This is a genomic window from Xenorhabdus sp. Sc-CR9, from assembly GCF_963897815.1.
In the GTDB taxonomy this organism is placed as follows: Bacteria; Pseudomonadota; Gammaproteobacteria; order Enterobacterales; family Enterobacteriaceae; genus Xenorhabdus.
In genome coordinates this window covers 1-14,818 of the sequence record NZ_CAWQTY010000165.1, presented here as the reverse complement: position 1 = coordinate 14,818, position 14,818 = coordinate 1, and the positions used below count along the sequence as shown (strand labels likewise).

Annotated in this window: 15 protein-coding genes and 3 pseudogenes; 7 read left to right on the top strand and 11 right to left on the bottom strand. The window is 43.7% G+C overall.

Going from position 1 to position 14,818, the window contains the following annotated elements:
* Positions 1-51: 51 nt before the first annotated feature.
* Positions 52-561, top strand: a complete 510-nt coding sequence (gene rraA / locus AACQ81_RS07970; RefSeq protein WP_237386925.1) for a ribonuclease E activity regulator RraA — start codon at positions 52-54, stop codon at positions 559-561.
* Between the two features lie 131 nt (positions 562-692).
* On the opposite strand, the gene zapB is transcribed toward rraA, so the two are convergent.
* A complete protein-coding gene (gene zapB / locus AACQ81_RS07965; RefSeq protein ID WP_092553176.1) occupies positions 693-935 on the bottom strand; it encodes a cell division protein ZapB in 243 nt (80 codons plus the stop codon).
* A 315-nt stretch (positions 936-1,250) separates the two neighbouring features.
* Between zapB and AACQ81_RS07960 the strand changes: the two genes are divergently transcribed.
* Complete coding sequence (locus AACQ81_RS07960) at positions 1,251-2,048, top strand: MIP/aquaporin family protein (protein WP_237386924.1); 798 nt, start codon at positions 1,251-1,253, stop codon at positions 2,046-2,048.
* A gap of 74 nt (positions 2,049-2,122) precedes the next feature.
* A complete protein-coding gene (gene glpK / locus AACQ81_RS07955; protein ID WP_237386923.1) occupies positions 2,123-3,646 on the top strand; it encodes a glycerol kinase GlpK in 1,524 nt (507 codons plus the stop codon).
* A gap of 140 nt (positions 3,647-3,786) precedes the next feature.
* Here the strand turns inward: glpK and emrD are convergent.
* Positions 3,787-4,982: pseudogene (gene emrD, locus AACQ81_RS07950) on the bottom strand (multidrug efflux MFS transporter EmrD).
* A gap of 316 nt (positions 4,983-5,298) precedes the next feature.
* Here emrD and fpr point away from each other — a divergent pair.
* Positions 5,299-6,045 (top strand): ferredoxin--NADP(+) reductase, encoded by a 747-nt coding sequence (gene fpr / locus AACQ81_RS07945; protein WP_237386922.1) that lies wholly within the window; start codon positions 5,299-5,301, stop codon positions 6,043-6,045.
* A 38-nt stretch (positions 6,046-6,083) separates the two neighbouring features.
* On the opposite strand, the gene AACQ81_RS07940 is transcribed toward fpr, so the two are convergent.
* Positions 6,084-6,530: a DUF805 domain-containing protein gene (locus tag AACQ81_RS07940; protein ID WP_237386921.1), complete on the bottom strand. Its 447-nt coding sequence runs from the start codon at positions 6,528-6,530 to the stop codon at positions 6,084-6,086.
* A gap of 70 nt (positions 6,531-6,600) precedes the next feature.
* Here AACQ81_RS07940 and AACQ81_RS07935 point away from each other — a divergent pair, with 70 nt between their 5' ends.
* The 3 genes and pseudogenes from AACQ81_RS07935 to AACQ81_RS07925 form a co-directional block, all read left to right on the top strand.
* Complete coding sequence (locus AACQ81_RS07935) at positions 6,601-7,209, top strand: DUF1454 family protein (RefSeq protein ID WP_237386920.1); 609 nt, start codon at positions 6,601-6,603, stop codon at positions 7,207-7,209.
* An 88-nt stretch (positions 7,210-7,297) separates the two neighbouring features.
* A complete protein-coding gene (gene tpiA, locus AACQ81_RS07930; protein ID WP_237386919.1) occupies positions 7,298-8,068 on the top strand; it encodes a triose-phosphate isomerase in 771 nt (256 codons plus the stop codon).
* A pseudogene (locus AACQ81_RS07925) lies at positions 8,040-8,159 on the top strand (IS200/IS605 family transposase); the annotation flags it as partial. The gene tpiA and the pseudogene AACQ81_RS07925, both read left to right, overlap by 29 nt.
* Positions 8,160-8,394: 235 nt before the next feature.
* Here AACQ81_RS07925 and AACQ81_RS07920 read toward each other — a convergent pair.
* From AACQ81_RS07920 to AACQ81_RS07890, 8 genes and pseudogenes are all read right to left on the bottom strand, one after another.
* Entirely contained in the window at positions 8,395-8,793 is a 399-nt protein-coding gene (locus tag AACQ81_RS07920) for a type II toxin-antitoxin system death-on-curing family toxin (RefSeq protein ID WP_237386918.1), read from the bottom strand.
* A complete protein-coding gene (locus AACQ81_RS07915) occupies positions 8,790-9,011 on the bottom strand; it encodes a type II toxin-antitoxin system Phd/YefM family antitoxin (protein WP_237386917.1) in 222 nt (73 codons plus the stop codon). The genes AACQ81_RS07920 and AACQ81_RS07915 overlap by 4 nt, the downstream gene beginning before the upstream one ends.
* A gap of 628 nt (positions 9,012-9,639) precedes the next feature.
* Positions 9,640-9,852, bottom strand: coding sequence for an ogr/Delta-like zinc finger family protein (locus tag AACQ81_RS19700; RefSeq protein ID WP_443089539.1), 213 nt, complete (start codon positions 9,850-9,852; stop codon positions 9,640-9,642).
* 291 nt (positions 9,853-10,143) lie between these two features.
* Entirely contained in the window at positions 10,144-12,858 is a 2,715-nt protein-coding gene (locus tag AACQ81_RS07910; RefSeq protein WP_237386916.1) for a DUF927 domain-containing protein, read from the bottom strand.
* The gene (locus tag AACQ81_RS07905; protein WP_237386915.1) at positions 12,858-13,076 is read right to left on the bottom strand and encodes a hypothetical protein; all 219 of its coding nucleotides are present in this window, start codon (positions 13,074-13,076) and stop codon (positions 12,858-12,860) included. Before AACQ81_RS07905 ends, AACQ81_RS07910 begins: the two co-directional genes overlap by 1 nt.
* Before the next feature lie 2 nt (positions 13,077-13,078).
* Positions 13,079-13,591 carry a host cell division inhibitor Icd-like protein gene (locus AACQ81_RS07900; protein ID WP_237386914.1) on the bottom strand — a complete coding sequence of 171 codons (513 nt, stop codon included), beginning with the start codon at positions 13,589-13,591 and terminating at the stop codon, positions 13,079-13,081.
* 71 nt (positions 13,592-13,662) lie between these two features.
* The gene (locus AACQ81_RS07895) at positions 13,663-14,184 is read right to left on the bottom strand and encodes a GPO family capsid scaffolding protein (RefSeq protein ID WP_237386913.1); all 522 of its coding nucleotides are present in this window, start codon (positions 14,182-14,184) and stop codon (positions 13,663-13,665) included.
* Positions 14,181-14,630 (bottom strand): annotated as a pseudogene (locus AACQ81_RS07890) (P2 family phage major capsid protein); the annotation flags it as partial. The pseudogene AACQ81_RS07890 and the gene AACQ81_RS07895, both read right to left, overlap by 4 nt.
* Positions 14,631-14,818 lie beyond the last annotated feature (188 nt).

The following is a 14,818-nucleotide window of genomic DNA, read 5'->3' as shown; positions in this document are numbered from 1 at the left end:
ACTTTAAAAGGATATACTGTCCGCTCCTTGCATAAACCAGACGTAAATCCCATGAAATATGATACTTCCGAACTTTGTGATATCTATCAAGAAGACATAAATGTGGTAGAACCACTCTTTTCCAACTTTGGTGGGCGTACTTCATTCGGTGGTCAGATAATCACGGTGAAATGCTTTGAAGACAATGGCCTGCTGTATGATTTACTAGAAGAAAATGGGCATGGCCGCATTTTGCTCGTTGATGGTGGTGGATCAGTACGCAAGGCACTAGTTGATGCAGAACTCGCCCAACTAGCCGCCAATAATGAGTGGGAAGGCATTGTCGTCTACGGCGCAGTTCGTCAGGTCGATTATCTTTCTGAGCTTGATATTGGCATTCAAGCAATGGCTGCCATTCCTGCCGGTTCCAATAGCGAAGGGGTAGGAGAAAGTGATGTCAGGGTGAATTTCGGTGGTGTGACTTTCTTCTCTGGCGATTATCTCTATGCAGACAATACAGGTATCGTCTTATCAGATGTTCCGCTAGAGATTGACGAAGACAGCGATGATAATGAAGTGTAGTCACTGAATGAATTAGTAACATTTTCACCTATCACCACGATGATATACCTACTGTTTTTATTGGGTATAAAATCAGTAGGTATAAAAAAGGGCGTAATAATCGCCCTTTTTTCAGCTAAGCGGTGAATACCTTACTGTACATCTTCCATTTTACCCAGCAGGGTACGTAAGCGCTCTTGCCATGCTGATTGTTCTTGTTTGAGCTGCTCATTTTCACGTACCAGTACCTCACGGCTGTCTGTCGAATTTTGGACATCCTGAGATAACACCGCATTCCTTTCTTTTAATTCTTCAATTTCCATTTGCAGCAAAGTGATGGTATCGATCGCTTGCTGAACTTTGGATTCTAGTTTTTCAAAAACTTCAAATGACATTCTCTGGCCCTCTTGTAAGCAATTCCTTGATTGTATTTAGCCTATTAACGCCTGTCTAGTTTCATCCATTCAAAGTGCGGTATAACGAGAAATATCGCGACTAAACCAAAATGTATATGAGATCACATTTCTAAGTGAAATAAAACTGCAAACAAATGCGAATTCGCTCATTTTGTTGACGCAACACGCAGATTTCAATTTCGCTATTTCTCGTTTACGCGCATTAACGATAAATTCACAGGAATCTTTCTCACAATACAATAAGAAAGGACTAATAATTAATCTTTCTCTGTACTTCTTTTATAGGATATAGAAATGAGCCAGACCACAACACCAACATTATCAGGTCAATGCATTTCAGAGTTTCTGGGTACTGCGTTGCTCGTTTTCTTTGGATTAGGCTGCGTTGCTGCTGCACGGCTTGCAGGGGCACAATTAGGCTTATGGGAAATCAGTATCATATGGGGCTTTGGTGTCGCTTTGGCAGTTTATCTGACTGCCGGTATTTCAGGCGCACATCTTAATCCCGCTGTCACCATCGCTTTATGTCTATTTGCCAACTTTGACAGAAAAAAAGTGCTGCCTTACATCCTTGCCCAAATGCTCGGTGGCTTTGCCTCAGCCGCCATCGTCTACATGATGTATTACAACCTTTTCCTGGATTATGAGCAAGTGCACAGTATCGTTCGCGGTTCACGAGAAAGCCTCTTTACAGCAGGCGTTTTCTCTACGTACCCCGCGACCCAGATCTCTGTGTTACATGCATTTATCGTCGAAATCATCATCGCAGCCATCCTGCTATGTCTGATTCTGGCGTTGACAGATGATGGCAATGGCATTCCTAAAGGACCATTGGCACCTCTGTTGATCGGTATTTTGATTGCGGTTATCGGTGGATCCTTTGGTCCGCTGACCGGATTTGCCCTGAATCCAGCCCGTGACTTTGGCCCTAAATTAGTTGCTTATTTAGCAGGCTGGGGAGACATTGCCCTGACTGGTGGCCGGGATATTCCCTATTGCCTTGTTCCATTGATAGCTCCTATCGTTGGTGCAATCTTAGGTGCTTTTGGTTACCGCAAACTCATTACTCGCCATTTACCGCGCGAGGTTTAAATTTGCCATACTCAATCAATGGCAAAATACCAAAACAATAAAAATGAATGCATAAATAAAACCAGGTTATAGTTATGACAACAGAAAATAACACCGAAAAAAAATATATCGTTGCTCTGGATCAAGGGACAACCAGTTCACGGGCCGTCGTGCTTGATCACGATGCCAATATTGTCTGTATCTCACAACGAGAGTTTCCACAAATCTATCCGAAACCCGGTTGGGTGGAACATGATCCAATGGAAATCTGGGCAAGCCAAAGCTCTACATTGGTTGAAGTGCTGGCAAAAGCAGATATCAGTTCTGATCAAATTGCCAGCATTGGTATTACTAACCAACGGGAAACAACCATTATTTGGGAAAAGGAGACCGGTAAACCTGTTTATAACGCAATTGTATGGCAATGTCGTCGAACAGCCGATATCTGTACCAAACTGAAACAAAAAGAGGGATTGGAAGAGTATATTCGCCAAAATACCGGCCTGGTCGTTGATCCCTATTTTTCTGGTACAAAGATCAAATGGATTTTGGACAATGTTGAAGGTGCCCGCCAACGTGCTGAAAACGGTGAGCTATTGTTCGGTACAGTTGATACATGGTTAGTCTGGAAAATGACTCAGGGACGTGTACATGTGACCGATTACACCAACGCCTCCCGTACCATGCTGTTCAATATTCATAATCTGGACTGGGATCAGAAAATCCTTGATGAGCTGGGCATACCTCGCGTTATCCTGCCAAAAGTCGCCGCTTCCTCAGAGATTTATGGCCAAACCAATATTGGCGGTAAAGGGGGTACGCGCATTCCTATCGCGGGTATTGCAGGTGACCAGCAAGCCGCCCTGTACGGACAGCTGTGTGTTCATCCGGGCATGGCAAAAAATACCTACGGTACAGGATGCTTCCTGCTGATGAATACCGGTAAAGATGCCGTTCGTTCCAGCCACGGATTACTAACCACGATTGCCTGTGGCCCACGTGGTGAAGTCAACTATGCACTGGAAGGTGCAGTATTCGTTGGTGGTGCTTCCATTCAGTGGCTACGTGATGAATTAAAAATCATCTCTGATGCCACAGATTCCGAATACTTCGCAAGCAAAGTAAAAGACAGCAATGGTGTTTATGTCGTACCTGCATTTACTGGTCTTGGTGCCCCATATTGGGATCCTTACGCCCGTGGTGCTATTTTCGGCCTGACTCGTGGTGCTAATAGTAATCATATTATTCGTGCCACACTCGAATCCATCGCATACCAAACCCGAGATGTGCTGGATGCAATGCAAGCGGATGCAGGTACACGCCTACAAGCTCTGCGTGTAGATGGTGGTGCAGTTTCCAATAATTTCCTGATGCAGTTCCAGTCCGATATTTTGGGCACCCGCGTGGAGCGTCCTGAAGTACGCGAAAGTACAGCGTTGGGAGCCGCGTTCTTGGCAGGTCTGGCCGTCGGTTTCTGGCAGGATCTGGATGAAGTGAAGAGTAAAGCGACTATAGAAAAAGAATTCCGTCCAGGTATAGAAACAACTGAACGCAATCATAAATACAATGGTTGGAAAAAAGCCGTTGCCCGCGCTCAAGAGTGGGAAGATCGCGCCTAAAAAACTTAATTATCTCAAAATGATAACTTTCGGGTTAACAGAAGCTCTGGCATGGCAGTACTACAATGCCAAAGCTTCTTTATATCTGCGATTTTTCCCGGAGATACCCTTTTTACCTGATGTAGCGCTTGATCCTACTTTCACGACAGCGTATGTTCCTGATGCTGCATCCGCTGAGAAATGGGCAACCAAAAAAATAGAATCAGCAGTGCCATGGAAAACATCAACATACCAACACTGAATTGGCTATTTTGCGGTAACATTGCCGACAACCATGTTGCCACACCTGAACCTATATTCTGAAACCCTCCCACTAGAGCACCCGCTGCGCCAGCCAGATAAGGAAATGGCTCCATCGCCCCTGTTGTTGCCAATGGAAACAACATGCCTGCACCAAAAAAGAATATTGCGGCAGGTACCAACAGAGTCCAGATATTCATAATCCCGAACCAACCAGGCAACCAGGCAACCACATTAATATTCCCGCCAACAAGCAACAAATAACAGAGTGCCACATAAGCCGATAAAATGTTTTACCTTCACGCCCTGCATACCATGCACCAAAAAAAGCCGCAGGAATCGGCAAAATGAACAGGATGCTGATTGTTAAACTATCCAGCCCCAAGACAGCACCCATCAACACTCCACTGCTCGCTTCAAAAACAGCCACTCCGGCCAAACCGCCTACCAGCATAACCAAATAAGCTACAAAATTGCCATGAGAGAGCAATTGATGGAAAGACACCAACATCGTGCTAGGTTCAGTCTGAGTGGGACGAGTTTCCGATAAGCGCCTGAATAGAAAAAAAGTGACTATTGTCCCCAATATCAATAGAAATAAATAACAGGAACGCCAGCCAAATTGGTGAGCAATCAGACCACCAATCATAGGGGCTAACAGAGGACTGACCAACACCGCCATATTCAGCAAACTATTGGCATAACGCAACGTCGTACCAGTATACAAATCACGAGGCATGGTACGCACCATCACACCTGCAACCCCTGTACCCAATCCCTGACAGGCACTGGCAATTACCAGTACCAAGAGATTTGGGGCAAGCAGTGCACATGTCGTCGCAACCAAAAAAATAGACATTCCCGCTAAAATAACTGGTCGGCGACCCACTTTATCGGATAGTGGTCCATAAAAAAGCTGCGAAAGCCCATAAGAAAACAGATATGCAGCCATGACCCGCTGAACTTCGCCCGCAGGTTGACTTAACTCACTCGCCATATCTGCAATGACCGGCACATAGATTGTTTGTGTCATTTGCCCTACGGCAGCTAAGGCAATCAACATCAACAGTAAATTAAAATGTTCTATCTTTCTCATCGCATTTACATACAAGAGGTTATCATGACGTACTAACTTCATTAGAAATGATGGAATAAGCAAATCTATATTCTTTCTTCGTGGTATACAATTTTAACTGAATAAAAAATAACAGTTGAATTACCCAGCCATGTCAATAAAAGTGTACATATCAACCCAATAAATTGGCAGAAAACCAGTTAATCGAACTGTAACACATAATCGATAATGCTATTTCAGGCAATCACGTAGAATCAATGCAAAAAAATCACCAGTTCACACAGTATCAATCCGCATCATATTTATTCTCACCCATTGTGTAGAGAGGTTAATCGTAATGGCAAATTGGGTTACAGGAAAAGTTACCGACATAACCAATTGGACAGATTCACTCTTCAGTCTCAAGATTCATGCACCGATTGAAAAATTTACCGCCGGACAATTTGCGAAACTTGCATTAGAAATTGAAGGAGAGCGGATTCAGCGTGCATACTCTTACGTCAATTCGCCCAATGATAACAATTTGGAATTTTATTTAGTTACTGTTCCCGAAGGAAAACTTAGCCCCCGATTGGCGACATTAAAAACCGGTGATGAACTGCTGGTCACGGAACAAGCCGCTGGCTTTTTCGTTCTTGATGAAATTCCTGATTGCCAGACACTTTGGATGCTTTCAACCGGCACCGCCATTGGGCCTTATCTTTCCATCCTCCAACAAGAAAATGGTCTGGAGCGATTTAAAAATATCGTATTGGTTCATGCTGTCAGATGGGGAAAAGATCTGAGTTATTTACCGATGATGCAAGAATTAGAAGCAACATTTCAGGGCAAATTAAGAATACAGACCATCGTCAGTCGAGAAAACCGACCGGATTCACTGATGGGTAGAATTCCAGCATTAATTGAGAATAACGAACTAGAAACGGCAGTTGGATTGCCAATGCAAGCAGAAAACAGCCATGTCATGCTGTGCGGGAATCCCCAAATGGTCAGGGATACCCAACAATTATTGAAGGAACAGCGTAATATGACAAAACATTTGCGCCGTAGACCGGGGCATATCACTAGCGAGCAATACTGGTAATCACCATATTGATAACTAAAGCACCCGAAATTAACTGATCAGTTTTTTTGAGTCGGCTCATTGGCAGAAATATGATCAACTGTTTCTGCCATCTCACCGAAACGATTAGCGCCCTCAGTTCCGCGGAAGACACCACAATCAAGCATTATCATAACGAAAATCAGCGTTGGAACAAAACGACCAATTCCCCATTGCCATATCGGTGCCATTGCGCTCCAATCAAGAGACAACAATATCCAAGCCAGTGCGAACAACAATATCCAACCGCCGTGTTTATCCCTGTCATGCAAGCGCTTCGAGAAAATCGCCGCAGTCGGATACAACAGCAAGACAACACTAATCGTCGCATAATTCATGGAAAGCACATGCATTCCATGCAGTGTCAGAAGTATAAAAATTAAAGCGAAACAGATACCGATACCAATCCAAAACTCCCGTCGCCCAATTCGACCTTTGAATGAGAATCCCCATTGTTGTAATGTCATGTATTCTTTTCCAATTGTGGATGCTGTTTTTCCAGTATTTAACTCAGTGAGTAACAAAATGAAAACAGGCATGAATAAACTTCTGGTGGCAATATTAATCGCTTTTGGTATCGGTTTACCATTATCAGCCGTTGCGGGCGAGCTTTCTATCACACCAGAAACAAACTCATCGTTGATGTATCTACTACCTGGCTCTCCGACTTTCGAAGATACCATCCCTGTTTTCCGCGAAAAATATAACAAGAAAAACCCTAAAATCCACCTGTACGAATATAAAGTCATTGCAAGCAAGGATATTTCCCAGCCTTTTATCCGTGCTGCCAGCAGAATCAATGACAAAATATATTCTTCGGCAATACTGGAACGAGGTAGCGAAAAGATCAAAAGCCTGCAAATTACGCTACTATCATCACCAAATGAACCCAAAAATGAGCAAAACTTTATACTGGCAAAACAGTATATGACCGCTCTTATCAACGAGTTTGAACCGACATTCTCCCCTGACCAGGCTAAAGGCCAATTGGAAAAACTTTTGCAAGCTGCGGAGAAACATCCAGCCTTCAGTCAGAAAATGGGAGCTATACGCTATGTCATCGTAAACAGCAGCGAAAATATAATGACCTTCGCAATTGAACCGATTAAGCTATCGCTATCTGACGCTTCCTCAAATGAAAATTAGTGACACAGAGCAGAGCTATTCGCGTTGATGATCTTTATACTGTTCATCCATTTCGCAATTTGATTATTTTCTGGTTGGAGGGAAAAATATGCGACATCCATTAGTTATGGGTAACTGGAAATTAAATGGCAGTACCCACATGGTTAACGACCTGATTGCAGGTCTGCGTAAAGAACTGAGCAACGTTGACGGCTGTGGCGTCGCTATTGCACCACCAACAGTTTATGTTTCCCTGGCAAAGAATGCGCTGGCAGGCAGCCGCATCGTCCTCGGTGCACAAGATGTTGATGTTAACCTTTCTGGCGCATTCACTGGCGAAACTTCCGCAGAAATGCTGAAAGACGTTGGTGCGCAATATATCATTATCGGTCACTCTGAGCGCCGTACTTATCACAAAGAAAGCGATGAGTTCATTGCAAAAAAATTCGCTATCCTTAAAGAACAAGGCCTGATCCCAGTTCTGTGCATAGGCGAAACTGAACAGGAAAATGAAGACGGTCTGACCGAAGCCGTTTGTGCGCGTCAAATTGATGCTGTCCTGAATACTCTGGGCGCAGAAGCATTCAAAGATACCGTTATTGCCTACGAACCGGTCTGGGCAATCGGCACTGGCAAATCTGCGACTCCTGCTCAGGCACAGACTGTTCATAAATTCATTCGTGACCACATCGCGAAGCAAGATACAGCTATCGCTGAACAAGTCATCATTCAATACGGTGGCTCTGTCAACGCCAGCAATGCCGCAGAATTGTTCACTCAGCCGGATATCGACGGCGCGCTGGTCGGTGGCGCATCATTGAAAGCGGATGCTTTCGCCGTAATCGTGAAAGCCGCAGCAGAAGCGAAAAAAGCCTTTTAGCAGTATACGTTCGAGTATAGGTGGGGTTTTACGAGACCTTTGTAAGTACAAAGGCGTTGAAATAATCGAAGAGCATCTACACTCTAATCATGCGCTATTGTGATTCGCCCTGCAATGCTCTGATAGTAAAAAAAGCCAGATATAACAATGTATATCTGGCTTTATAACATTCTCTGAAATGCTAAGGAACTGGATCTATTCATTGAGTATGGGGAGTAAAGCCTTGTCGTTGCTGGGTTGGTGATATTCAATATTTTCTAGGGGTACACCCTTGGGTACACGCTAAATTGAGATGTTCCTTGCATCCTCAAAAAAACGTGCTGTTATCATGGATTACCGCTCGGGTTAGTATAGTCCACCAATTCGCGCAGGTGCTGCGCCAACTGGTCAACGGTTTTCTCGCCCGTAGCGGCATCTACTGTTAAGTTTTCCAATGTATTGTCGTTATCACGGATCTTGATACCGTTACGATAGAGAAAAGTCATGGTAACGAAAAACGCGGTGCGCTTATTACCATCATTGAAAATATGACCACGTGCGATAGCAGCCCAATAGGTCGCTGCAAGTTCAAAAATATCTGTTATGCCTTCATAGTGTGTACGGTTTTGTACCCGATAGATGAGCGCTTCAGCTCTGCCAGAATCGGGCATTCCGGCAACGCCGGGAAGCCGTTGTAATATTCGGTCATGAAAAGCGATAACTTCCTGTGCGCTGACCCATATCATCGATTTGTCAGTGCCTCTATCGTATGCCCATGACGTTGCATAATCGAATTGAACTCTGCATCCAGCTTAGCGTTTTGCCAATTATCGAATTCAGCTCTACTGATAACAACCGCTGAACTACCGTCTCGACGAGTGATTTCAACAGGTTCACCGTGAGCCGCTGTGTCCAACACTTCCGCGATGTTGGCACGGGCTTGAGTTGAGGTGTATGTACGCATAATATTCCTCCAAATCTGTACATATTAATTGTACATTTCTTGGGTGATTATTCAACAACGCAGATCCCGGCACGGCTCACCTTTAACGGTGACTTTTTTACATCTTCATATAACGCAACCAATCGCATGCTAAGCTACGCCGATAAAATTTTGCGGTCTAGATGGATTCATTTGGATCACGTCACCACATCACGCCTACGCCACGTAATTCCCACGAAATAAACGTAAACCCCACGTAAAACGGACTACACCGCACCCGCCTGCACATTTTGGATCAAAAAGTTTTTTCAGTTTTAAAATTCTACAAACCAAATCGCCAGACCGTGCCAGTACTGGCTGTGTGAGAAAAATCTCAAACTGAAATGAGTGAAAAGAATTTCAGTAAATTCCAGTTTCTTATTCAGTTGCATTCTGGTGATACGATTCTATTTATTTGAAATTAAATGATTTTTCTATTTTACGTGAGATTTTTACTTGGGAGGAAACCCAACATAAAAACTGAAAAGCCAGTCTTTATGCGGGGTAGGAGGAAGTGTGAACTGAAATTGTGTGAAAAATTTATTGTCACTGTTCACGTTCTGCGTCTGACAATTCTAGCCAGAAAATGTTGATGCTAATTCTTAGATTACTACAACTTCAATACATGATTACGTGGATTTTGTACCAACTTACTAGGACGTATCGAATGTGAAAAACTTAGGGTTAAAACGTATGTATGGCCACATTCAATATCATTACAGCAACAATAAAGTTCTGGTATGTTATTCAATCCTTCCGTTTTGATTTTTTTGATTGTTGCTTGCTCGTTGCATTCTGTGCAATAAACTTTTAGTACTTTCATTGTCGATAATCCTCACATCAATTGCCTGCCAGAATAAAGCCAGTTAAATATCTACCTTTCCATTTTCAGTGGTAACACTGGTAACACTGGTAACAACGTTGATTTAAAAGATATTAATGTGTTACCACTCCAAAAAACGAACTGGTAACAAGTGGCAACAGCCTATTTTTGTTACCAGTTGTTGCCACTCCCAAAAATTGACTGGTAACAGTGGTAAGCCTTGGTATAACTGGTTGTTACCAGTGTTACCACTGTTACACATTAAATATAAGACAGTCAGTTTTATCCTGATTATTCGGCAGAACCTAAGACGTCACTATTAAATAAGTAAACCCGTTTAAGCCCTATTTCTGGTAGGCGTATACTCGTTTGTATCCTGCCGTCCTTGCCTGCTTCTAACCAACCCTTTTCAACACACAAACGGGCTACTTTGCGCGAATCAAAGCCCTTGCATATCTCTTTCCATGCGGAGGATAAAACATAAAATTGAACAGTTGGATCTTGATTTGCAGTGCCTTTTTCAACGCGACGAAAGCCCATCATATTGAGAGGACGACTATTCTCATCGTACCAATCCGCAAAGCGGCTGAATTGGTTACGTGAAATAAAATCGGTCACTTGCTCCAATGCCGTAATATCTTCCTGATTCGCGGTGTGTCCCCGCTCTTTCATCCATGCCGCTAAACATTTTTCAGCCGCTGCATACGCTTCCCCTTGTTGCCAGCCTGTAATTCCTGCCCTTGTTGCGATTTCCCCCGCCATAGCAACAAGGGCAAAACGGGTAATTGCGCGACCAACCTGATTACCTGCATTCTCTGGCATCATGTTTGCGGTATATTCTTTCATTAAGGCTTTAGCCGTTCCTGAAATAGATGTCAGATCATGAGTGAGGTATTTCAGCCAATCACGGAACGGTGAGCCATGATATTTAGTCACAGCCTGTTCAAGGTACTCAGCCAGTGATTTACCGCTGGTAAACTGGTGCAATTCTTCAAACACACCGTGTTTACCTGAATCACTCGGAATTTGGATCATACGGACTTCCACACCAGCATAAGTGCGTTCACCTGCATTTGCCGCATGTTCAACTAAAGAGAGTTCCCCTGTTGATAAGAAAAGTAAATTCCATCGGTTGGTTTCTCTGACACTTCCATCTGTTTTCGCTCTGGCCTTACCCTGACCATTTGCCAGCATATAGGCAATATTACCCGCCTCGCGCCCGTCAACTTCTCTGATTTCGTCCAGCATCAACGTTGCATCATTGCGGCGGCAGGCTGTACCTTCAAGCGCATTGCCGGTGGCTCGCCATGTATACCAGTAATCTGTGCCACCACAGACAGACGCAGCCACTTTCATTGTGGTTGTCTTACCATCAGTGGATTCACCTTTTAAATGATAGCCGCCGCCACCTACACCAACTAATTTCAGTAATGATGAGGCAAAGGCTAAACTTACGGAAAAGGCGAGTCTTGCATTTCCTACGCAATATTTGCCTATGTGTTCTCTCCATTCTTCACTTGAGCCTGATACTCTAAAGTCTTTCCCTTGAACACTGGAAGTTTGAAGAATAACGGAGTCCGCACCTGTGCCGACAACTTCATCTTGCAAAACATACACATTGCCGTGCCATCCGGTTTTATTGACACAAGTAACCTTTCTCTCTGGACGGCATAGCGAAATGTATTCCATCAAGTGCGCTCGTGCCTGCCCTGAAATATTGATATAGGATAGCCCGTTGACCAAAAGCACCCGGCGTAATTCCTCACCGCTTCCGCTTAGCATTTCCATCGGCATAGCCCACTTACGGCAATTACCGTAAGTATCCTTCCATTCTAATAAACGCCCGTAATTACTACTGTCAGCATCACAGGTAATTGCAGTCACTTTTATTGGGCTACTAATTTTGATGTTCCTGACTTCGGTATCACCATCCGATTTATTGACGAGCTTGCCATACCATAAATATTCTTGAGTCAACCGGAAGCCTTGCGGTAAATAGGTTTTATCTTTTCCGCAGTAGGTCATTTCCTCAAAGAATGCCTCTTTTACCTTGTCTGCATTGTTTTCTTGTCGGTAATCATCCCAATCAGCTTTATAGTGAGTCGGTGGCAATGTGACCCAGCCATCTATTGCCTTAGCCGCTTTTTCTGCCCATAACTTGCCTGTATTTTCTTTGCCATCAATCAAATCGTTATCACCGGCAATAATAATTTTTGCCTGTGGCCACCGTTCTCTCAACTGCTGCGCGACTTTGACTAGGTTAGTGGCAGCCACAGCCGCCACGATGAAAGCATCAATCACTTTTGACAAGCTTAACCCTGTAGCAAAACCCTCTGTAATAACAACCTGTTCAATGTTTTTATCCGCTTTATCAGCGACAACAATAAATGAGCCTGAAAGCGCAGAACCGGATAACAAGCTCTTTTCCCCTTTCGGGCTGATTAATTGCCCGCCTTTAATTGAAAGTTGGTTATCAACTAATGGCAATAAAAGTGAGCCAGTTGGAAAAATCATCTCGCCTTGCGTATATTGTTGCTGTGTAATTAAATAATTATGATGGGTTAAGCCTTTATTTGAGAGATATTGGCTTTCCCCTGAAAAACATAAGGTTTTCAGTTTTTCAAATAACTCGATACCTTTTTGCCCGCCAACCTTTTTTACTCTGGTTGGCGTTATTTTTTTAAATTCCGGTAAAAGGAGTATTTTATTGATTTCAGAACAGGCCGTTTTGGTATCTTGACCCGTCACTAATTTAAGTAAATCGAGTCCGTCACCACTGCCACAATGATTACAAAACCATGTGCCTTTCCCGTTTTTATCATCAAACCGAAAGCGATCTTTGCCGCCGCATTTCGGGCAAGCCCCATGCTTGTTATTTTCGGGTACAGCTACCCCTAAATTGCTTAAGATATAATACCAACGCCCGTTGGCAGCCTTAACGATATCCGTCACGGAAGGTATGCTTGTCGGTATTGCTGAAGCGCCTGGATAGTTTTGATTATTCATTATTTAATATTCCTGTTCATTAGGCTGCTTTCATCAATAATGAGTTCAACTTGTTCTGATAAACACTCCATGACGACTGCCATACCTTCGCTTGAAATAGGCCTCCCCTCGCTGTTATTTAATAATTCGGCGAGGAATGCAGTCATCTGCGCCACTCTTAATAGCTGCTTTTCGCCTGTAGCAGAAATGACGGCATTTTTATGGATTGTATTTTTCATGATCAACCCTCTCTCTTTGGTTGCACAGGTAAACGACCTGCAAACAAGAGAACAAAATCATGAACAAGCAGTATTCTTGCATTGTGTTCATCTGCCGCTGTAGCCTCTATACGGCATGGTTTAGCGGTAATATCAGAACGTTTTACGCACAGGAATAGAAATTTAAATTGAGTTTGGGTAGGGACTGCCATCATAAAGATGATCTCCTTTACTTTATCAAAGGGATCACCACCAGAGTTCTCACGCTCAAGATAGGGTGGTGACGTTGCCAGAGGTGAGAAACTGGTAGTAAAGGACACCAGCCACCCTTTCGGGTGCTCCGACAACGCCACCATTGAATTCAGATAGGCGTAAGCCGCCATTAGATAGGCATTATTTACGACACAAAAAAAGACGCATGTGGCGTCTACTGTCGCCTTTACTATTCTCAGGTTCTCACGCCCGACGTTAGATTTTGCTAACGTATTTTCAATATAGCCCAACCGTTCAGACGGATGCAACCTTTTTATTTTCATGATTAAAATCGACTTAAACTGCGAAGTTGATAGGGGTAGGAAAATAGCCCAGCCTAAACCGGGCAAAAGCGTTAACCTGCGGAGATTGCGGTAAACCAACGATTTTTCGTATTCTTGAGTCCATCCGAAAAGTTAAATACTGCCGGTGAACTAATCGAAAACTTACTTTTCTTTCGGGAAAAGTGAGAACGGTTAATACTGAATCTTAATCTGTCGGTTCCGACACTAGCAGGGCTGTCTGTAACGGCAAGCCCTCCCAAATAAAAAATACCCTGCCCTTGGAAATCTTCTTCAACCTCGATAGAGCAAAATAATTTTTGTCCCTGTCTGTTATATTCCATAAGCTTGAGATTCGGTCTTAATCGCAGGTAGAGCCGTGCTTTTCCATCAATGACATCGGTTCGGGCTGAGAGTACTTCCCCTAAATTATCAAGATTGCGGTTATGCTCCTCCCAGATCAACGCAGTGTAATAATGGGGATCGTAGGTTTCTGCTATTTCAGACAGCCATTGTGCTTCGATAACACGTTTATCAATGGTTTGTCCCTCTGTTGCAACACAAATCCAAGTCGTCATTAAATGTGATTCACTCATAGGGAAAATACCCCTTCGTCAATGTGGATCGCATTTTCATCAACTGCCGCATAAAGGTTGCCATCCCCTAAGCCGTAACCCTCGTTACGCAAATAACTGTGCTCATACACCTGTCTTTCATCGACAAATTCCGCGCGGAAACGCCGGGTATTTTTTTGCGTATAGATATGCAAATTATCCAACGTCGTCACAACCAATCGACGACCCGGCATAAACGGCGGAATGAGTGCAAAGCGCCCCGCAATGGTACTGAGTGCCATTTGGCTGGCTTGAATATCTGCCGCTTTATCCGAAGCACTAAATAATTTTTCTCGATAGAGTGCCGCCAGTTCTGAACCGACCAAGACCACCAAGCGAGGATCTTCGCGGAACTCTTCGGGGATTTTCTTGATGATAAGGTAATTTGCGATAGCATCTAAATTAGGGAAATCCCCATTTTTGCCTAGATAGTGTCGTCATAAGTAATTTTATGTGATAATAAGATTTGTATTCCATAAATAGAGCGATTTAACCATGAGCGCACCAGCATACCGCCGTCACGATATCTCCGATCATGTTTGGAATTTACTTGAGCCCTACTTACCCGGTCGAAAGGGAGCTTGGGGACGTGTTGCTGACGATAACCGGTTATTTA